General features: G+C 71.5%; 15 protein-coding genes. 9 read left to right on the top strand and 6 right to left on the bottom strand.

Annotated elements, in window-relative coordinates; genetic code table 11:
* Positions 1-26 precede the first annotated feature (26 nt).
* The 3 genes from ACFVH5_RS20730 (at position 27) to ACFVH5_RS20720 (ending at position 4,127) form a co-directional block, all read left to right on the top strand.
* Positions 27-473 (top strand): nuclear transport factor 2 family protein, encoded by a 447-nt coding sequence (locus tag ACFVH5_RS20730; RefSeq protein ID WP_385835103.1) that lies wholly within the window; start codon positions 27-29, stop codon positions 471-473.
* A 159-nt stretch (positions 474-632) separates the two neighbouring features.
* Complete coding sequence (locus ACFVH5_RS20725) at positions 633-2,264, top strand: penicillin-binding transpeptidase domain-containing protein (protein WP_385835102.1); 1,632 nt, start codon at positions 633-635, stop codon at positions 2,262-2,264.
* Positions 2,265-2,414: 150 nt separating this feature from the next.
* Complete coding sequence (locus ACFVH5_RS20720; protein ID WP_385835101.1) at positions 2,415-4,127, top strand: penicillin-binding transpeptidase domain-containing protein; 1,713 nt, start codon at positions 2,415-2,417, stop codon at positions 4,125-4,127.
* A 112-nt stretch (positions 4,128-4,239) separates the two neighbouring features.
* On the opposite strand, the gene ACFVH5_RS20715 is transcribed toward ACFVH5_RS20720, so the two are convergent.
* Positions 4,240-4,584, bottom strand: coding sequence for an SsgA family sporulation/cell division regulator (locus tag ACFVH5_RS20715; RefSeq protein ID WP_384811049.1), 345 nt, complete (start codon positions 4,582-4,584; stop codon positions 4,240-4,242).
* A gap of 175 nt (positions 4,585-4,759) precedes the next feature.
* Here ACFVH5_RS20715 and ACFVH5_RS20710 point away from each other — a divergent pair, with 175 nt between their 5' ends.
* From ACFVH5_RS20710 to ACFVH5_RS20690, 5 genes are all read left to right on the top strand, one after another.
* A complete protein-coding gene (locus ACFVH5_RS20710; RefSeq protein ID WP_385835100.1) occupies positions 4,760-5,851 on the top strand; it encodes an energy-coupling factor ABC transporter permease in 1,092 nt (363 codons plus the stop codon).
* A gap of 1 nt (position 5,852) precedes the next feature.
* Positions 5,853-6,614, top strand: a complete 762-nt coding sequence (cbiQ, locus tag ACFVH5_RS20705; RefSeq protein ID WP_385835099.1) for a cobalt ECF transporter T component CbiQ — start codon at positions 5,853-5,855, stop codon at positions 6,612-6,614.
* Entirely contained in the window at positions 6,590-7,387 is a 798-nt protein-coding gene (locus ACFVH5_RS20700; RefSeq protein WP_385835098.1) for an energy-coupling factor ABC transporter ATP-binding protein, read from the top strand. The genes cbiQ and ACFVH5_RS20700 overlap by 25 nt, the downstream gene beginning before the upstream one ends.
* 28 nt (positions 7,388-7,415) lie before the next feature.
* Positions 7,416-8,579: a serine hydrolase domain-containing protein gene (locus ACFVH5_RS20695; protein WP_385835121.1), complete on the top strand. Its 1,164-nt coding sequence runs from the start codon at positions 7,416-7,418 to the stop codon at positions 8,577-8,579.
* A gap of 66 nt (positions 8,580-8,645) precedes the next feature.
* On the top strand, positions 8,646-8,846 hold the full coding sequence (locus ACFVH5_RS20690) for a hypothetical protein (protein WP_385835097.1): 201 nt from the start codon (positions 8,646-8,648) through the stop codon (positions 8,844-8,846).
* Between the two features lie 23 nt (positions 8,847-8,869).
* Here ACFVH5_RS20690 and ACFVH5_RS20685 read toward each other — a convergent pair whose 3' ends face one another.
* The 4 genes from ACFVH5_RS20685 to ACFVH5_RS20670 all read right to left on the bottom strand — a co-directional run bounded on the left by ACFVH5_RS20685 (position 8,870) and on the right by ACFVH5_RS20670 (position 13,597).
* A complete protein-coding gene (locus ACFVH5_RS20685) occupies positions 8,870-9,715 on the bottom strand; it encodes an EamA family transporter (protein ID WP_385835096.1) in 846 nt (281 codons plus the stop codon).
* Entirely contained in the window at positions 9,712-10,218 is a 507-nt protein-coding gene (locus tag ACFVH5_RS20680) for a YbaK/EbsC family protein (RefSeq protein ID WP_385835095.1), read from the bottom strand. The genes ACFVH5_RS20685 and ACFVH5_RS20680 overlap by 4 nt, the downstream gene beginning before the upstream one ends.
* Positions 10,219-10,482: 264 nt before the next feature.
* Positions 10,483-12,750 carry an MMPL family transporter gene (locus tag ACFVH5_RS20675; protein ID WP_385835094.1) on the bottom strand — a complete coding sequence of 756 codons (2,268 nt, stop codon included), beginning with the start codon at positions 12,748-12,750 and terminating at the stop codon, positions 10,483-10,485.
* A gap of 256 nt (positions 12,751-13,006) precedes the next feature.
* Positions 13,007-13,597, bottom strand: a complete 591-nt coding sequence (locus tag ACFVH5_RS20670) for a TetR/AcrR family transcriptional regulator (protein WP_384811016.1) — start codon at positions 13,595-13,597, stop codon at positions 13,007-13,009.
* Positions 13,598-13,915: 318 nt separating this feature from the next.
* Here ACFVH5_RS20670 and ACFVH5_RS20665 point away from each other — a divergent pair, with 318 nt between their 5' ends.
* Positions 13,916-17,263, top strand: a complete 3,348-nt coding sequence (locus ACFVH5_RS20665) for a S41 family peptidase (protein ID WP_385835120.1) — start codon at positions 13,916-13,918, stop codon at positions 17,261-17,263.
* A gap of 373 nt (positions 17,264-17,636) precedes the next feature.
* Here ACFVH5_RS20665 and ACFVH5_RS20660 read toward each other — a convergent pair whose 3' ends face one another.
* Positions 17,637-17,849 carry a hypothetical protein gene (locus tag ACFVH5_RS20660; RefSeq protein ID WP_385835093.1) on the bottom strand — a complete coding sequence of 71 codons (213 nt, stop codon included), beginning with the start codon at positions 17,847-17,849 and terminating at the stop codon, positions 17,637-17,639.
* Positions 17,850-17,853 lie beyond the last annotated feature (4 nt).

Raw genomic sequence — 17,853 nt, 5'->3', positions numbered from 1 at the left:
CCGGTCGCGGCAGCGAGGAGAGCGTCATGGCCGTCAGGTCCAGCAGGTCCAGCGCAACAGCGGACGTCGTCGGCGAAGCCACCCGTGCCGTCGTGCAGGAGTTTCTCGCCGCCCGGATCGCCGGGGACACCGGGCGGCTCGTCGAGATCTTCGCCGAGCGTGTCGACTGGATGCTCGCCGAGAATCCCGGTGTGCCGTGGATCCGGCCGCGGTCCACCGGCGCCGAGTGCGCCGCCCAGTTCGCGGAGTTGACGGAGTACACCGTGCCCGAGGACGCGCGCGCCTCCGTCGGCGTCTTCCTCGTCGACGGCGCCGACGCCGTGCTGACGGGGCGGCTGTCGGGGACCGTGCGGGCGACGGGGAAGTCCTTCGAGGGGCCGTTCGCGCTGCACCTCACCGTCGAGGACGGCCGGATCACCCGGCACCATCTCTACGAGGACGGCGTCGCGATCGCCGGGGCGTGCGCCGCCTGACAGGCGGGGCTCGTACCGTCCGGCAGCCGGGCCCGCGCGCCTAACGATCGGGGAACAGCACCCCCATCCGTCACTCTCCCCGCATACAGTGCGACGCAGGGACACCGTTCTGAACGCGTTCAGAACGGTGCACGGGGAGGATCGGGGAGGGGACGCGAGATGCGGAGTGGGGTCAAGGTCGGCATCGTCGGCGGAGTGTTCGCCGTGATGGTGGGGGGCGCGGGGTACGGCGCGTACAACATCGTGACCGCCGTCAGCGGGGACGGGGGGTCCGCCGCCGCGGCCGAGAGGACCGGGCCGCCCTCCGACGACGAGGTGCGGGAGACCTCCGAGAAGTTCTTCACCGCCTGGGAGCAGGGGGATGCCCCCACCGCCGCGGACCTGACCGACAACGCCCTGGCCGCCAAGGAACTGCTCGTCGCCTACGGCGGCCAGGCGCACATCGGGAAGGTGAAGATCACGCCCGGTAGGGCGACGGGCGCGACCGTCCCGTTCGAGGTGTCGGCCACCGTCTCGTACGAGGGCAGGAGCAAGCCGCTGACGTACCGGAGCGAGCTGGCCGTCGTGCGGGGGAAGACCTCGGGGCGGGCGCTGGTCGACTGGCAGCCGGCCGTTCTGCACCCGGACCTCAAGAGGGGCGACACGCTGGTCACGGGCGAGGCGGCGAGCCCGCCCATCGAGGCGGTGGACCGCGACGGCGTCGTCCTGGCGAAGGACAAGTACCCCTCCCTCGGGCCCGTGCTCGACACCCTGCGCGAGCGGTACGGCGACAAGGCGGGCGGCACCCCCGGTGTCGAGCTCGCGATCCAGCACGAGAGCGAGAGCGCGGGGGACAGCACGCTGGTGACGCTCGCCGAGGGCAAGGCCGGCAAGCTGCGTACGACGATCAGCGCGGGGGCGCAGGCCGCCGCGGAGAAGGCCGTCACGCGGTACGCGGAGTCGTCGGTGGTCGCCGTGAAGCCGAGCACCGGAGAGGTCCTGGCGATCGCGAACCACCGCGGGGACGGGTTCAACGCGGCGTTCCAGGGCAAGGTCGCCCCCGGCTCCACCATGAAGATCGTCACCGCGGCGATGTTCATCGACAACGGCGTGACCGCGATGAACAGCCCGGCGCCCTGTCCGGCGACCGCGACCTGGCAGAGCGCGACCTTCAAGAACCTCACGGGCATGCAGCCCGACGAGAAGGCCACGCTCGCCAACAGCTTCATGCGCTCGTGCAACACGGCCTTCGTGAAGCTCATCGACGGCTCCGACGAACGGCCGCTCACGGACGAGTCGCTCACCACCGAGGCGCAGGAGCGGTTCGGGATCGGCAAGGACTGGAAGACGGGCATCGTCTCCTTCGACGGGAGCGTGCCCGCGTCCGAGGGCCCGAAGCGCGCCGCCAACGCCATCGGCCAGGGCGACGTCCAGATGAACCCGCTGAACATGGCCTCGGTCACCGCGACCGCGATCACGGGCACGTTCCACCAGCCCTACCTCGTGTCGCCGAAGCTCGACGACCGGCAGCTGGCCACCGCCCGCGGTCTGCCGTCCGGGACCGCCGCCCAGCTCAAGCAGATGATGCGGCTCACCGCGACCAGCGGCACCGGCGCGCAGGCCATGTCCGGGCTCGGCGGTGACATCGGCGCCAAGACCGGCTCCGCCGAGGTCGACGGCCAGGAGAAGTCGAACAGCTGGTTCACCGGTTTCCGGGGCGACATCGCCGCCGCGGCCATGACGGAGGCGGGCGGTCACGGAGGGGACGCGGCCGGTCCGATTGTCGCAGCTGTGCTACGGACAGGAGGCTGAACTCACCCTCACAGGCCGGGACTCTAGGCTGGTGGCTCTCGTTCTGGTGGAGCCGGTGGGGATTCGGGAGCGTGCGGGGGACTTCAGAGCCGGCAGAAACTCGTGGAGAGCCGTTGAAGGCGTCGGGGAAGCAGCTAGGGAACGGAAGCCGTGGGGAACAGAAGGCGCGCACCTGAGCGCAGCAGGACGAAGACGAAGCCCGCCGTCATCGGCGGGATGATCGCCGCTGTCGTGGGCGGTGCGGGGTTCGGCGTCTACGCCCTGTACGGCGGCGGAGCGGTGGCCGACGCGGGCCCGTCCTCCGACGCCAAGTCCGTGAAGAGCGGCCCGCTGTCGGCGGCCGAGGTGAAGTCCACGGCCACCGCCTTCCTCACGGCCTGGCAGAGCGGTGACGTCGAGAAGGCCGCCGCGGCGACGAACGACGTCACGGCTGCGCGCACCCTGCTCACGGGCTACGGCAAGGAGGCGTACGTCGAGGACGTGACGCTCACCGCCAAGAAGCGCTCCGGGGACGCCGTGCCGTTCGCCGTCAAGGGCACGGTCACGTACAAGACCCTGACCAAGCCTCTCGCGTACGAGTCCGAGCTGACCGTCGTACGTCGTGAGAAGGACGGGAAACCGCTGGTCGACTGGCATGCGGCGGTCGTGCACCCGGAGCTGGAGGACGGCGACAAGCTGGTCACCGGTGAGGCCGGGACGCCCCCGGTCAAGGCCCTGGACCGGGACGGCGGCGAGCTGACCACAGCCAAGTACCCCTCCCTCGGGACGGTCCTGGACGGTCTGCGGGAGAAGTACGGCAAGAAGGCCGGCGGCAAGGCGGGCGTCGAGCTGCGGGTGATCCGCGCCGGCTCCGAGGACGCCAAGGGCAGCAAGGACGGCGACACCGCGAAGAAGACGGACGCCTCCGACAAGAACCCCGACAAGACGCTGCTGGAGCTGAGCAAGGGCACGCCGGGCACGGTCCGTACGACGCTCAGCCCGGCCCTGCAGGCGACCGCCGAGCAGCAGGTGGCCGCGAAGTCCAAGGCGTCGGCGGTCATGATCAGGCCGTCGACCGGCGAGATCCTGGCCGTCGCGAACTCGGGGCACGGGTTCAACACCGCGTTCCAGGGCTCGCTGGCCCCCGGCTCGACGATGAAGATCGTGACGGCCTCGCTGCTCATCGACAAGGGGCTCGCGTCGGTGAACAAGGAGCACCCCTGCCCCAAGTACTCGACGTACGGCGGCTGGAAGTTCCAGAACGACGACAAGTTCGAGATCAAGGGCGGCACGTTCAAGGCGAGCTTCGCGCGCTCCTGCAACACGGCCTTCATCAGCCAGGCCAAGAAGCTGAGCGACGACGACCTGACCAAGCAGGCCCAGCAGGTGTTCGGCCTCGGCATGGACAACTGGGCGATCGGGGTGCCGACCTTCGACGGTTCGGTGCCGGTGCAGTCGCAGGCCCAGAAGGCGGCCTCGCTGATCGGGCAGGGCGGGGTGCGGATGAACCCGCTGAACATGGCGTCGGTCGTCGCCACGGCCAAGACGGGCACGTTCCGGCAGCCCTATCTGGTGTCTCCGACCGTCGACGACCGGACGCTCGCGAAGGGGTCCCGCTCGCTGTCGGCCGACACGCAGGCCCAGCTCAAGGAGCTCCTGCAGTACACGGCCGCGGCCGGTACGGCGGCCGAGGCGATGGCCGGGCTCGGCCCGGACTTCGGGGCCAAGACCGGTTCCGCGGAGGTCGACAACCAGAAGAAGCCCAACGGCTGGTTCACGGCCTGGAAGGGCGATCTGGCCGCCGCGGGCGTCGTCCAGCAGGGCGGTCACGGCGGCGAGACGGCCGGACCGATCGTGGCGGCGCTGCTGAAGGCGGGCAGCTGACCGACGTAGGGCCTCTGCCGGGCGGCGCGCGGCCCCTGCCGGCCGGCACACGGCCGCCGCCGACCTGCGTACGGCGCCTCCGGGGCGGCTGAGCCGGTCGGGGGCGGCCGGTTCAGTTCGACGACACGGGGGCGGCCGTGTACGTCCGGCGCAGGAAGCGGATCAGCGTCTTCGCCTCGAACTGCACGACCGCCACTCCCTTCGCCGAGTGGAACTCCATGACGGCCTGGACCCGGCCGCAGGGCCAGATGCGTACGTCACCTGCGGCGGCCGGCGCCCGTAGCCCCTGTTCGAGCAGGTCGCGGGCGAAGACCCACTCGTGGTGGCCGGGCAGCATGATGTGCACCCGTCGGGGGTCGGCCTCCGGGTCGTATCGAAGGGCCACCGGCACGGCGGGCGGATCCTGCGCCTCGTCCGTCACGATGTGGGCGCGCGCGTACTGCTCAACGGCGGACATCGATCGCTCCCTCTTTGAACTGATCCATATCTAATGTCGCATATTTTCCGATATGCGCTCCCAGATGAGTCGTAGTCGTATTCGAGGTCACCTCGCTCTTGCAAGCTGTTCGCATTAAGCCACTATCATCGAACGGTTATCGACAGTCGGCCTGCCCACGGAAGCGGAGCCCTCCATGCACGTGCCCGACGGATTCATCAACGCGCCCGTCTCCGCCGCCGCCGGAGCCGTGGCCGCCACGGCGGTCGCGGTGAGCCTGCGCGGCGCCCGCCGTGAGCTTGGGGGCACCTCCCGGTCGAGCGAAGCCGAGAGTGGGGGAGAACGCACGGCCCCGCTCGCGGGCCTGGTCGCCGCGTTCATCTTCGCCGTGCAGATGCTGAACTTCCCGGTCGCGGCCGGGACCAGCGGACATCTGCTCGGAGGCGCGCTCGCCGCGATACTCGTGGGCCCCTTCACCGGGGTCCTCTGCGTCTCCGTCGTGCTCCTCATGCAGGGCATCCTCTTCGCGGACGGCGGCCTCACCGCGCTGGGCGTGAACATCACGAACATGGCGGTCGTCACCACGGTCGTGGCCTACGCCGTCTTCCGCGGCCTCGTAAAACTCCTGCCCAGGAAGCGTCGGTCCATTACCGTCTCGGCGTTCGCCGCCGCTGTGATCTCCGTCCCTGCCGCCGCCGCGGCCTTCACCCTGATCTACGCGATCGGGGGCACCACGGACGTTCCGATCGGGCAGGTCTTCACCGCCATGGTCGGCGTCCACGTCCTCATCGGCATCGGCGAGGCCGTGATCACCGCCCTCACGGTCGGCGCCGTCATCGCCGTACGACCGGACCTCGTGTACGGGGCCCGCGGCCTGACCACGCCCCTGAAGCTGCGGGTCAACGGCGAACTGGTCGACACTCCCGCCGCCGAGCCCGTCCCCGTCGCCGCCCGGTCCCACCGCAAGGTGTGGCTGGCGGGGCTCGCGACCTCCCTCGTCCTCGCCGGATTCGTCAGCTTCTACGCCTCGGCGAACCCCGACGGCCTGGAGAAGGTCGCCTCCGACAAGGGCATCGACGCCAAGGCCGAGGACCACGCGGCCGCCGACTCGCCGCTCGCCGACTACGGCGTCGAAGGCCTGACGAACAGCCGGATCTCCGGCGGCCTCGCGGGCGTGATCGGCGTGGGCGTCACGATCGTCGCGGGCACGGGCGTCTTCTGGACCGTCCGCAGGCGCCGTACGCCCGAGAACCAGAGCGGGCCCTCCCAGGTCGGCGGGTCCGTCTGACATGGGAGCAGGCCACGCGCACCGGCTCTACCGGCACGGACACTCGCCCGTGCACGCACTGCCGCCGCACACCAAGCTCGCCGCCTTCTTCGCCTTCGTACTGGTCGTCGTCTCGACCCCGCGCGAGGCGATGTGGGCCTTCGGGCTGTACGCGCTGCTGCTGGCGGGCGTGGCGTACGCGGCCCGTGTCCCCGCCGGCTTCGTACTGAAGCGGCTGCTGATCGAGGTGCCGTTCGTGGCCTTCGCCGTGCTGATGCCGTTCGTGGCGCAGGGCGAGCGGGTCGACGTGCTCGGTCTCTCCCTGAGCGTGAACGGCCTGTGGGGCGCCTGGAACGTCCTCGCCAAGGGCACCCTCGGCGTCGCCGCGTCCGTCCTGCTCGCCTCGACGACCGAGCTGCGCGAACTCCTGCTGGGCCTCCAGCGGCTGAGGCTGCCGCCCCTGCTCGTACAGATCGCGTCCTTCATGATCCGGTACGGGGACGTCATCGCGGACGAGATGCGGCGGATGCGGATCGCGCGGGAGTCGCGCGGCTTCGAGGCCCGCGGCGTCCGCTCCTGGGGCGTCCTCGCCAAGTCCGCGGGCGCCCTGTTCATCCGCTCCTACGAACGCGGGGAACGGGTGCACCTGGCCATGGTGAGCCGGGGCTACACCGGTTCGATGCCGGTCATCGACGAGGTGACCGCGTCGCGCGCGCAGTGGTCGTACGCCTTCGCCCTGCCGTGCGCCGCACTCGTCGTATGTCTGCTGGGATGGACCCTGTGAACTCGTCTCCCCCGCCCTCCTCCCCCGCGCCCTCGCTCGATGTCGCCGGGCTGGCGTTCGCCTACCCCGACGGGCACCAGGCCCTCTTCGGCGTGGACTTCACGGTCGGCCGGGGCGAGCGCGTGGCCCTGCTCGGCCCGAACGGCGCCGGCAAGACGACCCTCGTGCTCCACCTCAACGGCATCCTGACCGGCGGCGCCGGAACGGTGACGGTCGCCGGGCTGCCCGTCGGCAAGAAGCACATGGCGGAGATCCGGCGGAAGGTCGGCATCGTCTTCCAGGACCCGGACGACCAGCTCTTCATGCCGAGCGTGCGCGAGGACGTGGCCTTCGGGCCCGCCTCCGCCGGCCTGAAGGGGCCCGAGCTGGAGGCGCGGGTGCGCACCGCGCTCGAACGGGTCGGCATGGAGGCCTTCGCCGACCGTCCGCCGCACCACCTCTCCTTCGGGCAGCGGCGCCGGGTGGCCGTCGCGACCGTGCTGGCGATGGAGCCGGAGATCCTCGTCCTCGACGAGCCGTCGTCCAACCTCGACCCCGCCTCACGACGCGAACTCGCCGACATCCTGCGCTCGTTGGACGTGACCGTGCTCATGGTCACGCACGACCTGCCGTACGCCCTCGAACTGTGCCCCCGTGCCCTGATCCTCAGCGACGGCGTGATCGCGGCGGACGGCCGCACCGGCGAACTGCTCTCCGACGAGGAGCTGATGCGGGAGCACCGCCTGGAGCTGCCGTTCGGCTTCGATCCGCGCTCGGTGACAATGGGCGCGTGACGCTCGCGCGGCGAAGGGTACGGACGTGGTGGATGTGAACGGCTCAGTGGCGGAGGGCTTCGAGCCGGTCGAGGCGGCGTTCGTAAGGAACTTCGAGACGCTCGGGGACCGGGGCGCGGCGGTGGCGGTGTACCGCGACGGCCGAAAGGTCGTCGACCTGTGGGCGGGCACGAAGCACATCGACGACAGTGAGCCCTGGCAGCACGGCACCGCGCAGATCGTGCGCTCGGCGACGAAGGGGGTCGCGGCTGCCGCCCTGCTGCTCCTGCACCAGCGGGGTCTGCTCGACCTGGACGCGCCGGTGGGCGAGTACTGGCCCGGGTTCAAGGCGGCGGGCAAGGAGCGGGTGCTCGTCCGGCACGTGCTCTCGCACCGGGCCGGACTGCCGGTCCTGGACGTGCCGCTGACCGCGCTGGAGTCGCTCGACCCGCTGCGGGGCGCCGAGGCGGTCGCCCGCCAGGCCCCGGTGTGGGTACCCGGCACGGACCACGGCTACCACGCGCTGACGTACGGCTGGCTGACCGGCGAGCTGCTGCGGCGCGTCACGGGTGACGGCATCGGCGACTGGATCGCGCGGGAGATCGCGGGCCCGGTGGGCGCGGACCTGTGGGTCGGACTCCCCGAGCGGGAGGCGGCCCGGGTCGGCAGGGTGGGCCGCATAGAGACCCCGGCCGGCGACGGGGGCCTGCGGGCCCGCCCGAAACAGTCGGTGGTGGAGGCCTACGAGGACCCCGACTCCCTCACCCGGCGGGCCTTCGCGGCGATCACCCCGTTCCCGGACCAGAACGACCCCGCGTACCGGGCGGCGGCGCTCCCCGCGACGAACGGCATCGCGACGGCGGACGGGCTGGCCCGCTTCTACGCGTCCCTGATCGGCGAAGTGGACGGCGGCACACGCCTGTTCACCCCATCGACCCTGGCCGCGGCCCGCACGCAGGAGTCGGCGGGCCCGGACCGCGTCCTGGTGATCAACACGAGCTTCGGCCTCGGGTACATGCTGCACGGCTCGGCGTCCCCGTTCCTGGCCCCCGGCTCCTTCGGCCACCCGGGCCGAGGCGGCTCCCTCGGCTTCGCCGACCCCGACACGGCCACGGCATTCGCCTACGTGACGAACGGCTTCCGCAAGACGGTCACGGCGGACCCGCGAGCACAGGCGCTGGTACGGGCGGTGCGGGCGGCGTTGCGGGCGTAGGCGGCCTCGTCGGCAGGCTCCAGGCCTTCGAGGAAGAAGGCAAAGGCTCCGGCCGGGAGGCTGAGGATGGCCTCCGCCGACATCTTCGAGTCGCGGACGAAGACGCGCGTGGGCGTGGTCGGCTTCGGAGAGTTCGAGGACACGGAGGAGCTGGGCGCGTGTCGCGACCCGATTGCCGACCCTGATGCGCAGGGCCGCCTCGTGGATCACCGTCTCGTACGGAGTCCGGCCGGTGGGGGCCGGCCGCGCAGTTCCCCGCGCCCCTGACGGGGCCCGACCCTGTACTGTGCCTAGCCCGCGTGCAGCATCAGGCCTATGCCCACCACCAGCAGGCCCGCCGCCGCGATCCTCGGTGCTCCGAAGCGTTCCTTGAAGAAGACCGCTCCTATGGCCGCGCCGACGATGATCGACGATTCGCGCAACGCCGCGACCGGGGCCAGTTCCGCTCGGGTCTGGGCCCAGAGGACCAGGGCGTATGCGGCGACGGACAGGGCTGCGCCGAGGAGGCCCACCCCGGCGAACGGGCGTAGTACGGCGAGGAGTTCGCCGCGCCAGCGGTGGAGGGCGTATGCCGGTACCGCCACGCCCTCCACCGCCATCAGCCAGGCGATGTAGGCGAGGGAGGAGCCCGAGGCGCGTACGCCCAGGCCGTCCACGACCGTGTAGGCCGCGATGGTCAGGCCGGTCGCGAGGGCCGCGACGATCGCCGCCCAGTTCGGCCGCTTCCCGCGCAGGCCCCACAGCGCGACGCCGGTCAGTCCCGCGCACGACACGGCGATGCCCGCGGCCGCCCAGCCGTCGGGCACCTCGTGGGCGAAGAGCGCGGCGAGCAGCGTGACCACCAGGGGCGCGGTGCCGCGCGCGATGGGGTACGCCTGGCCGAAGTCGCCCAGCCGGAAGGAGCGCATGAGGAGGACGTAGTAGGCGACATGGATGACCGCCGAGACGATCAGGTAGGGCCAGGCCTCCGCGGCGGGGAACGGGACGAACGGCACCAGGGCCAGCCCGATGAGCGCTCCCCCGCCCGCTATCAGCGTGAACCCGACCAGTTTGTCGGTGATCCGGTGGGCTATCGCGTTCCAGCCTGCGTGGGTGACCGCCGCGACCAGGACGGCCGCGGTGACCAGCGGTGTCACGCGGACTGCTCGCGGACGTCCACGAGGGTGCCGCCGGCGTGGTCGATCAGGGTCCTCGGGGCCATCGGGAACACGGAGTACGGGGTGCCCGCGGCGGCCCACACGATGTCGTGGTCCAGCAGTGAACGGTCCGCCAGGACACGGGTCTTGCTGCGGTGTCCGAAGGGGGGTACGCCGCCGATCGCGTACCCGGTCGTCTCGCGTACGAGGTCCGCCCTGGCCCGGGTCACCTTCTCGGCGCCCAGTGCGTGCTGTACGAGGTCGAGGTCCACGCGGGACGAGCCGTCCATGAGGACGAGGACCGGGACGCCGTCCGCGGCGAAGATCAACGACTTGCAGATCTCGCTGAGTTCGCAGCCCAGTGCCGTGGCGGCCTCGGCGGCGGTGCGGGTCGCCTCCGGGAAGCGGCGGATGCTCGGGAGCAGGTCGTCGAGACCCAACTTCCGCACGGCTTCGGCGAAACGGGGGTGGGCTGCGTTCTGTTCTTCTTCGGCGGCGGTCATGAAGAGCACGCTAGTCGGTGGGGCGTCGGTGGGTGGGGCGGGGCCGTGCCGGTACACCGCGGTCCGCCGCCCCCGGGCATACGGAACTCTGCTGCCACGGCGAGCCGTGTTCGGAAGGGCTACGCGGCGGACCACGGCGTACCGGCACGGCCCCTCGCGTGGGTCCGCCCCGCTCCCGTCCGGGTGGGCGGGCGCAGACAGAAGCCGGTGAGGGGCTCCCGTCCCCACGGGCCCCTCACCGGCTGGTCATGCGTGGCCGACCTGTCAGGCGCGGACCAGTTCCCGGTCCTCGTGCTGCTTAGTCGTCGGGCGGGTGGCGTCGAGCGCCTTCAGGCCCTCGCCCTCGACGTCCACGTTCGGCAGGGCGCGGTCCAGCCACCTCGGGAGCCACCAGGCCTTCTTGCCGAGCAGGGCCAGTACCGCGGGGACGATTGCCATGCGGACCACGAACGCGTCGAAGAAGACGGCGATCGCGAGTCCGAAGCCGATCATCTTGATCATCGAGTCGCTCGCGCCGATGAAGCCGCCGAAGACCGCCATCATGATGATCGCCGCCGCGACCACGACGCGGGCGCTGTGCCGGAAGCCGGTGACGACCGCCTGGCTCGGGGACTCCCCGTGCACGTACGCCTCCCGCATGCGGGTCACGAGGAACACCTCGTAGTCCATCGCCAGGCCGAAGACCACACCGACCATGAAGATCGGCATCATCGACATGATCGGGCCGGTCTCCTCGACGCCGATCAGTCCGGCCAGCCAGCCCCACTGGAAGACCGCGACCACCGCGCCGAGCGCGGCGAGCACGCTCAGCAGGAAGCCGAGCGCCGCCTTGAGCGGGACCAGGATCGAGCGGAAGACCACGATCAGGAGGAGGAAGGCCAGGCCCACCACCAGGGCGAGGTACGGGACCAGCGCGTCGTTGAGCTTCTGCGAGAAGTCGATGTTCATCGCCGTGGTGCCGGTGACCAGCACCTCCGCGTCCGTGTCCGCCTTGATGTCGGCGCTCTGGCCGCGGATGGCGTGGACCAGGTCCTCGGTCTGTGTCGAGGACGGCTTGGAGTCCGGGATCACCGTGATCGTCGCGGTGTCGCCCGCCTTGTTGGGGGTCGCCGGGGTGACCGTCACGACGTCCTTGAGGCCCTTGATGCCGTCCGTCACGGCGGTGAAGGCGGCCGTCGGGTCGGCGCTCTTCTTGGCGTCGACCACGATCATCAGGGGACCGTTGAAGCCGGGGCCGAAGCCCTCCGACAGCAGGTCGTACGCCCGACGCTGCGTCGTGGACGTGGGCTGCGAGCCGTCGTCGGGCAGGCCCAGTTCCAGCTGGGTGGCCGGTACGGCGATCACGCCGAGGCCGACCACGCCGAGCAGCAGTACGGCTGCCGGGCGGCGGATGACGAAGCTCGCCCAGCGGGTGCCCATGTTGGGCCTGGACGGCTTCCCCGCCGAGGTACCGGTGTCCTTGCCCCTGTCCTTGGCCTCTCCCTTGCCACTGTCCTTGCGCTTGTCCTTGCGCTTCTCGTTCGCCGGGCGGATCTTGCCGCCCGCGTAGCCGAGCATCGCGGGGATCATGGTCAGCGCGATGAGGACGGCGACCACGACCGTGCCCGCCGCGGCGAGGCCCATCTTGGTCAGCATCGGGACGTTGACGACCGCGAGGCCCGCCAGGGCGATGACCACCGTGAGCCCCGCGAAGACGACCGCCGAGCCGGCGGTACCGGTGGCGCGGCCCGCCGCCTCCTCGCGGTCGCGGCCCTCGGCCAGTTCCGCCCGGTAGCGGGAGACGATGAACAGCGCGTAGTCGATACCGACCGCGAGGCCGATCATCAGCGCGAGCGTCGAGGTGGTGTCGCCGAGGTCGAGCGCGTTGGCGAGCGCGGTGATGGTGGAGACACCGATGCCGACGCCGATGATCGCCGTCAGCAGCGGCAGTCCGGCCGCGACCAGCGAACCCAGGGTGACGACGAGGACGACCGCGGCGAGCGCGAGGCCGATGATCTCGCCGGTCGCGCCCATCTCCGCCCCGGCCTCCAGCGCGTCGCCGCCGACGTCGACGGTCAGACCGGTGTCCCGGGCCGACTCCCCTGCCGCCTCAAGGGCGTCCCTGGTCGAGTCCGCGAGTTCCATCCCCGGGGCGTCGTAGCGCACCGAGGTGTAGGCGACCGTCCCGTCCTTGCTCACGGCGTTCGTCGTGAACGGGTCGGTGACGGAGACGACCTCGGAGCCGTCGCCCAGCGCCTTGACGGTCTTCGCGACGGTCGCCTTGTTGTCGGCGTCCGTCATCTTCTGCCCCTCGGGGGCCTTGAAGACGATGCGCCCGGTCGCTCCGTCGGCGCTGGCGCCGGGGAAACGCTGCTCCAGCAGGTCGAAGGCCTTCTGCGCCTCGGTGCCGGGGATGGAGAAGGAGGTCGTGCCCGCGGCGGGCGCGGAGGCCGCTCCGACACCCGCGAGCGTCAGCAGGGCCACCCATATGAGGACGACGAAGTGCCGTCGCCTGAAGGCGAGCCGGCCGAGTTTGTAGAGGAACGTTGCCACGAGGGCGTACTCCCGATCAGGTCGGTGATGCAGGTCGGTGATGCGGCTCGGTGATGCGCCGCGGCGCGGAGGGTGATGGCTGGCATCGGCGCCGGCATCAGGGCAGGGATCATCGGCCCGACGACGTGAGCGGTCGCGTCAGGTGCGTGAGGAGAGGAGAAAGGAGAGAGGAGGGAAGGGTGGGGTAGGGCGGGGTGGTGCGGTGCCGGTTCTCGGAGGTCCTCGGAGTTCTCGGAAGTTCTCGGAGGAGGTGGGGTCAGGCGACGAGGGCGGGGATGACCACTGCGTCGATGTACGAGGAGAGGAAACTCTGCGTCGGTGGCTCGTTGTCGATGATCGTCCGGGCCGCGAAGGAGCCGATGATCATGTGCAGCAGGAAGTCGATCGCGGGGTTGTCCGCGCGGACCTCGCCGCGGTCGACGGCTCGCTGCACCACCTGGCGCATCTCGTCCAGTTCCGGTTCGACCAGCCACTCCCGCAGGGCGGCCAGCAGATCGGGGTTCGAGTGGACCGCCGTCCCCAGGGCGCGCATGAGGGAGGAGTTCTGCTCCATCTCGCAGTCGTCCTGGCGGGTGATCATCGCGTGGAGGTCGCCCCGCAGGGAACCGGTGTCCACACTGGCGATGCCGACCGGTTTGTGGTGCCGGACCGACCTGGCCACCAGTTCGGCCTTGCCGCCCCACTGGCGGTAGAGGGTGGCCTTGCTGGACCGGGTGCGGGTCGCCACGGCGTCCATGGTCAGGGAGTCGTAACCGACCTCCCGGAGCAGTTCGAGGACGGCCTCGTACAGCTCGGCCTCGCGCTCGGGCGTGAGCCGGCTGCGACGCGTCGTTGCTGTCTCAGCCATCCCATTCACCGCTTCCGCTCGAACGAAACTGTCTCGTACTCCTCTGAAGATACCCTGCGCGTCAACGAAACGAAACCGTTTCGTACGTGTGGTGGGTCACGCGTCCGTCCGGAACCACGAGTTGCCGGGCCCCGCCCACCGGAAAAGCATGGGTGGGTGAGCGACGAGAGCGAGAACGGGACCGGGATCGGGGACGAGCACCGATACAGGCACGGGAACGGGTACGGGTACGGGGTTGAGGACGCGGCCGGGGCGGGGGCCGGAGCAGGGACGGGAGCCGTAGCCGGGGAAGGCAGCGGCTCCTCCTCCCCCTCCTATCTGCGGTTCCCGCATCTCAGCGGGGACCGGCTCTGCTTCGTCGCCGAGGACGATCTCTGGGTGGCCCCCCTCGACGGGCCCGGCCGTGCCTGGCGCGTGACCGTAGACCGGACCAAGGTGAGCCACCCGCGCTTCTCCCCCGACGGGCGGCACCTCGCGTACACGACCTGGCGCAGTCTCGTGCCGGAGATCCAGCTGGCCCCGGTCGACGGCGGCCCGGCCCGGCGGCTCACCTACTGGGGCAACGCCGACACCCAGGTCTGCGGCTGGTCGCCCCCCGACGCCGAGGGCACCTGCGAGATCCTCGCCGTCGCCTCGCACGGCGAGCCCTTCTCCTACTTCACCTGGGCCTACAGCGTGCCGGTCGACGGCGGCCCCGGCCGCAAACTCCCGTGGGGCCCGGTCTCCGACATCGCGGTCGCGGACGTCGACGGCGAGCGCAGGACACTGCTCCTCACCGGTACGCCCCCGCACGAGCCCGCCGCCTGGAAGCGCTACCGCGGCGGCGCCACCGGCCGGCTCTGGCTGCACGGGCAGCGCCTCCTCGCCGACCTCGACGGGCATCTGGACTCCCCGATGTTCGTCGGCGACCGGATCGCCTTCCTCTCCGACCACGAGGGCGTCGGCAATCTGTACTCGTGCCTGCACGACGGCTCCGGCCTGCGGCGCCACACCGACCACGACGCCTTCTACGCCCGGCACGCCTCCAGCGACGGCACCCGTGTCGTCTACCAGTGCGCGGGCGAGGTGTGGATCGTCGACGACCTGGCCGCGGACGCCCGGCCCCGCCGCCTCGACGTACGGCTCGGCGGGCCCCGCGCGGGCCGCCGCCCCTACCAGGTGCCGGCCGCCCAGCACGTCGACGGGATCTCCGTGGACGAGACGGGCCGGGCCGGCGCGGTCGTCGTCCGCGGCAGCCTGTACTGGCTCACGCACCGCGACGGCCCGGCCCGCACCATCGCCGACACTCCCGGCGTCCGCGTCCGGCTGCCGGAGATGCTCGGTTCCGGCGGGCAGGTGGCGTACGTGACCGACGCGGAGGGCGAGGACGCCGTCGAGATCGCGTATCTGCCCCGCGCGACGGGCGCACGCGACCCCCGACGGCTGGCCGCCGGGAAACTGGGCCGCGTCCTGGAACTCGTCTCCGACCCGAAGGGCGAACGGCTGGCGATCGCCTCGCACGACGGGCGGCTGCTGCTGCTCACCGTGAACGACGGAAGCGAGGGAGGCGAGGGAAGCGAGGAAGACGAGGGGGGCGAGGGGGGCGAGGGGGTGGTCCTGGAGCTCGTCCGGTCCGTCAACGGGCCCGTGCGCGACCTCGCCTTCTCCCCCGACGGGACCTGGCTGACCTGGTCGCACCCGGGTATCGGCCGCACGCTCCGCCAGATCAAACTGGCGCGGATCGACGGGCCCGGCGCCCGTACGGTCGTCGACGTCACCAACGGCCGCTTCGAGGACGAGAACCCGGTCTTCACCCGCGACGGCCGCTTCCTCGCCTTCCTCTCCTGGCGCGGCTTCGACCCGGTGTACGACGTCCACACCGGCGACCTCTCCTTCCCGCTGGGCTGCCGCCCGTACCTCGTACCGCTGTCCTCGGCGACCCCGTCCCCGTTCGCGCTGACCCCCGAGGGCCGTCCGGCGGCCGGCGGTCTGGACGAGGAGGAGGGTGGGGACGGGGTCGCGGGGGCCGGCACGGTGACCGTCGAGACCGAGGGGCTGGAGAGCCGGGTGACACCGTTCCCGGTGACGGCCTCCAAGTACTCGGCGCTGTACCCGGTCGCGGGCGGCGGACTCGTCTGGCTGCGCTGGCCGATCTCGGGGGCGCTCGGCGAGACGTTCGCGAACCCGGACGACACCAGCGGCCGGCCGACCCTGGAGCACTTCAGCCTCTCCAAGGCGAAGAAGTCCGAACTCGTCGACCATCTCGACTGGTTCGCGCCCAGCGGTGACGGCAGCCGGCTCGTCGTGGTCGACGAGGGAGAACTGCGGGCCGTCCCGTCCACCGAGCCGGGCGACGGCGACTCGACCGTCTGGATCGATCTGCGCCGCATCCTGCACGAGGCCGACCCGGCCGCGGAATGGCGCCAGGCGTACGCCGAGGCGGGCCGCCTCATCCACGCGTACTTCTGGGAACCCGGCATGTGCGGCATCGACTGGCCGGGCGTGCTGGACCAGTACCGCCCGCTGGTCGAACGGGTCGCGTCCCCCGACGAGTTCGCGGACCTGCTCCGCGAGGTACTGGGCGAACTGGGCACCTCGCACGCGTACGTGGTCGCCGCGCGCCGCAACGAGGGGCCGCCGCACTATCAGCGCCCCCAGGGCCTGCTGGGCGCCAACTTCGTCTGCCGGGACGGCGACTGGGTCGTCAGACGCATCCTGCCCGGCGACTCCTCCGACTCCAAGGCGCGCTCCCCGCTGGCCGGTACGGGCATCCGCGAGGGCGCGCGGCTGACGCATGTGGACGGGCGGCCGGTGGACCCGGTCACCGGTCCGTTCCCGCTGCTCGCGGGGGCGGGCGGTACGACGGTGGAGCTGACGTTCGCTCCGGCGGAGGGCTCTGGGGGCGCGGGGGGCACGGGGGGTACGAGGGGTACGGGAGGTACCGGGGTTGCGGAATGTTCGCGTCGGGTGGCGGTGGTCCCCCTCGTCGACGAGCGGCCCCTGCGCTACCAGGACTGGGTGGCCAAACGGCGTGCCGTGGTACGGGAGTTGAGCGGCGGCCGGTGCGGCTACCTGCACATCCCCGACATGGGCGGCTCGGGCTGGGCCCAGTTCAACCGCGATCTGCGCATGGAGGTGTCGCGGCCCGCGCTCATCGTCGACGTACGCGGCAACGCGGGCGGCCACATCAGCGAGCTGGTCATCGAGAAGCTCACCCGTACGATCATGGGCTGGGACCTGACCCGTAACGCGCAGCCGGTGTCGTACACGTCCAACGCCCCGCGCGGGCCCGTGGTCGCCCTCGCCGACGAGATGACCTCCTCGGACGGGGACATGATCACGGCGGCCTTCAAACTGCTGAAACTGGGGCCGGTGGTGGGGCTGCGCACGTGGGGCGGGGTGGTCGGGATGACCGGGCGCCACGAGCTGGGGGACGGGTCGGTCATCACGGTTCCGATGAACGCGGCGTGGTTCGACGCGTACGGGTGGTCCGTGGAGAACCACGGGGTCTGTCCTGACCTGGAGGTGCCGCGTACGCCGCTGGACTGGGCGGAGGGGCGGCATGCGCAGCTGGATGACGCGGTCCGGCTGTCCCTGGACCTCCTGGCCCTGCACCCGGCGTCCACACCACCCCCGTACACAGCCCTCCCCGACCGGTCCCGCCCCCGGCTACCGCCCCGGCCCTGACCCCCGGCGGGTGCGCTGCCCGATCCGCTTCAACCTGCGGCCGGGTGGGGGCGCGCCGCGCAGTTCCCCGCGCCCCTTACGGGGCCCGGCGGGAGCTGGCTGATTCGCAGCGATCTGCGGGTGCGTCGTGGCTGGCCGCGCCGTTCCCCGCGCCCCTGACGGGGCGCCCGCACCTCGGCCCCCTCAGGGGCGCGGGGAACGGCGCAATCTTTTCGTCTTTGGGGGGCGGAGCCCCTTAGGGGCGCGGGGAACTGCGCGGCCAGCCCCCACCCGGCCGCGGACGACGAAAAACGTGGGGCGCCCCAGAGAAGAGGGCACCCCACGTCAATTCCGGCCAGGGCCGAAGGCTGAGCGTTCAGCCGAGTCGGACGTCTCAGACGTCGAACTCGTCGCGCCGCTCCCGCGCACCTTCGGGCGCACGCCGCTCCGGCCGCTCACGGTCCGGACGCTCACGCTCGGCGGGCCGCTCACGCTCGGGCATCTGCTGCCCACGCTCGCCGGCCTGGTCACGACGCTCGCCGAGCTTCTGCTTCGCGGTGCGCTGAAGTTCTTCGGCCTTGTCCTGGAACTGGTCCTTCATGGCCATGAGG

This window comes from Streptomyces sp. NPDC127119, assembly GCF_042677425.1.
In the GTDB taxonomy this organism is placed as follows: domain Bacteria; phylum Actinomycetota; class Actinomycetes; order Streptomycetales; family Streptomycetaceae; genus Streptomyces.
The sequence above is the reverse complement of the archived record's forward strand: the minus strand, read 5'-3'. Positions and strand labels throughout refer to the sequence as shown.

Coding starts and splice junctions, on each gene's coding strand:
- ACFVH5_RS20710 (WP_385835100.1), top strand. CDS start 4,760: ATGCACGTGCCCGACGGATTCATCAACGCGCCCGTCTCCGCCGCCGCC.
- ACFVH5_RS20680 (WP_385835095.1), bottom strand. CDS start 10,218: ATGACCGCCGCCGAAGAAGAACAGAACGCAGCCCACCCCCGTTTCGCC.
- cbiQ (WP_385835099.1), top strand. CDS start 5,853: ATGGGAGCAGGCCACGCGCACCGGCTCTACCGGCACGGACACTCGCCC.
- ACFVH5_RS20730 (WP_385835103.1), top strand. CDS start 27: ATGGCCGTCAGGTCCAGCAGGTCCAGCGCAACAGCGGACGTCGTCGGC.
- ACFVH5_RS20690 (WP_385835097.1), top strand. CDS start 8,646: ATGGCCTCCGCCGACATCTTCGAGTCGCGGACGAAGACGCGCGTGGGC.
- ACFVH5_RS20660 (WP_385835093.1), bottom strand. CDS start 17,849: ATGGCCATGAAGGACCAGTTCCAGGACAAGGCCGAAGAACTTCAGCGC.
- ACFVH5_RS20700 (WP_385835098.1), top strand. CDS start 6,590: ATGTCTGCTGGGATGGACCCTGTGAACTCGTCTCCCCCGCCCTCCTCC.
- ACFVH5_RS20715 (WP_384811049.1), bottom strand. CDS start 4,584: ATGTCCGCCGTTGAGCAGTACGCGCGCGCCCACATCGTGACGGACGAG.
- ACFVH5_RS20670 (WP_384811016.1), bottom strand. CDS start 13,597: ATGGCTGAGACAGCAACGACGCGTCGCAGCCGGCTCACGCCCGAGCGC.
- ACFVH5_RS20725 (WP_385835102.1), top strand. CDS start 633: ATGCGGAGTGGGGTCAAGGTCGGCATCGTCGGCGGAGTGTTCGCCGTG.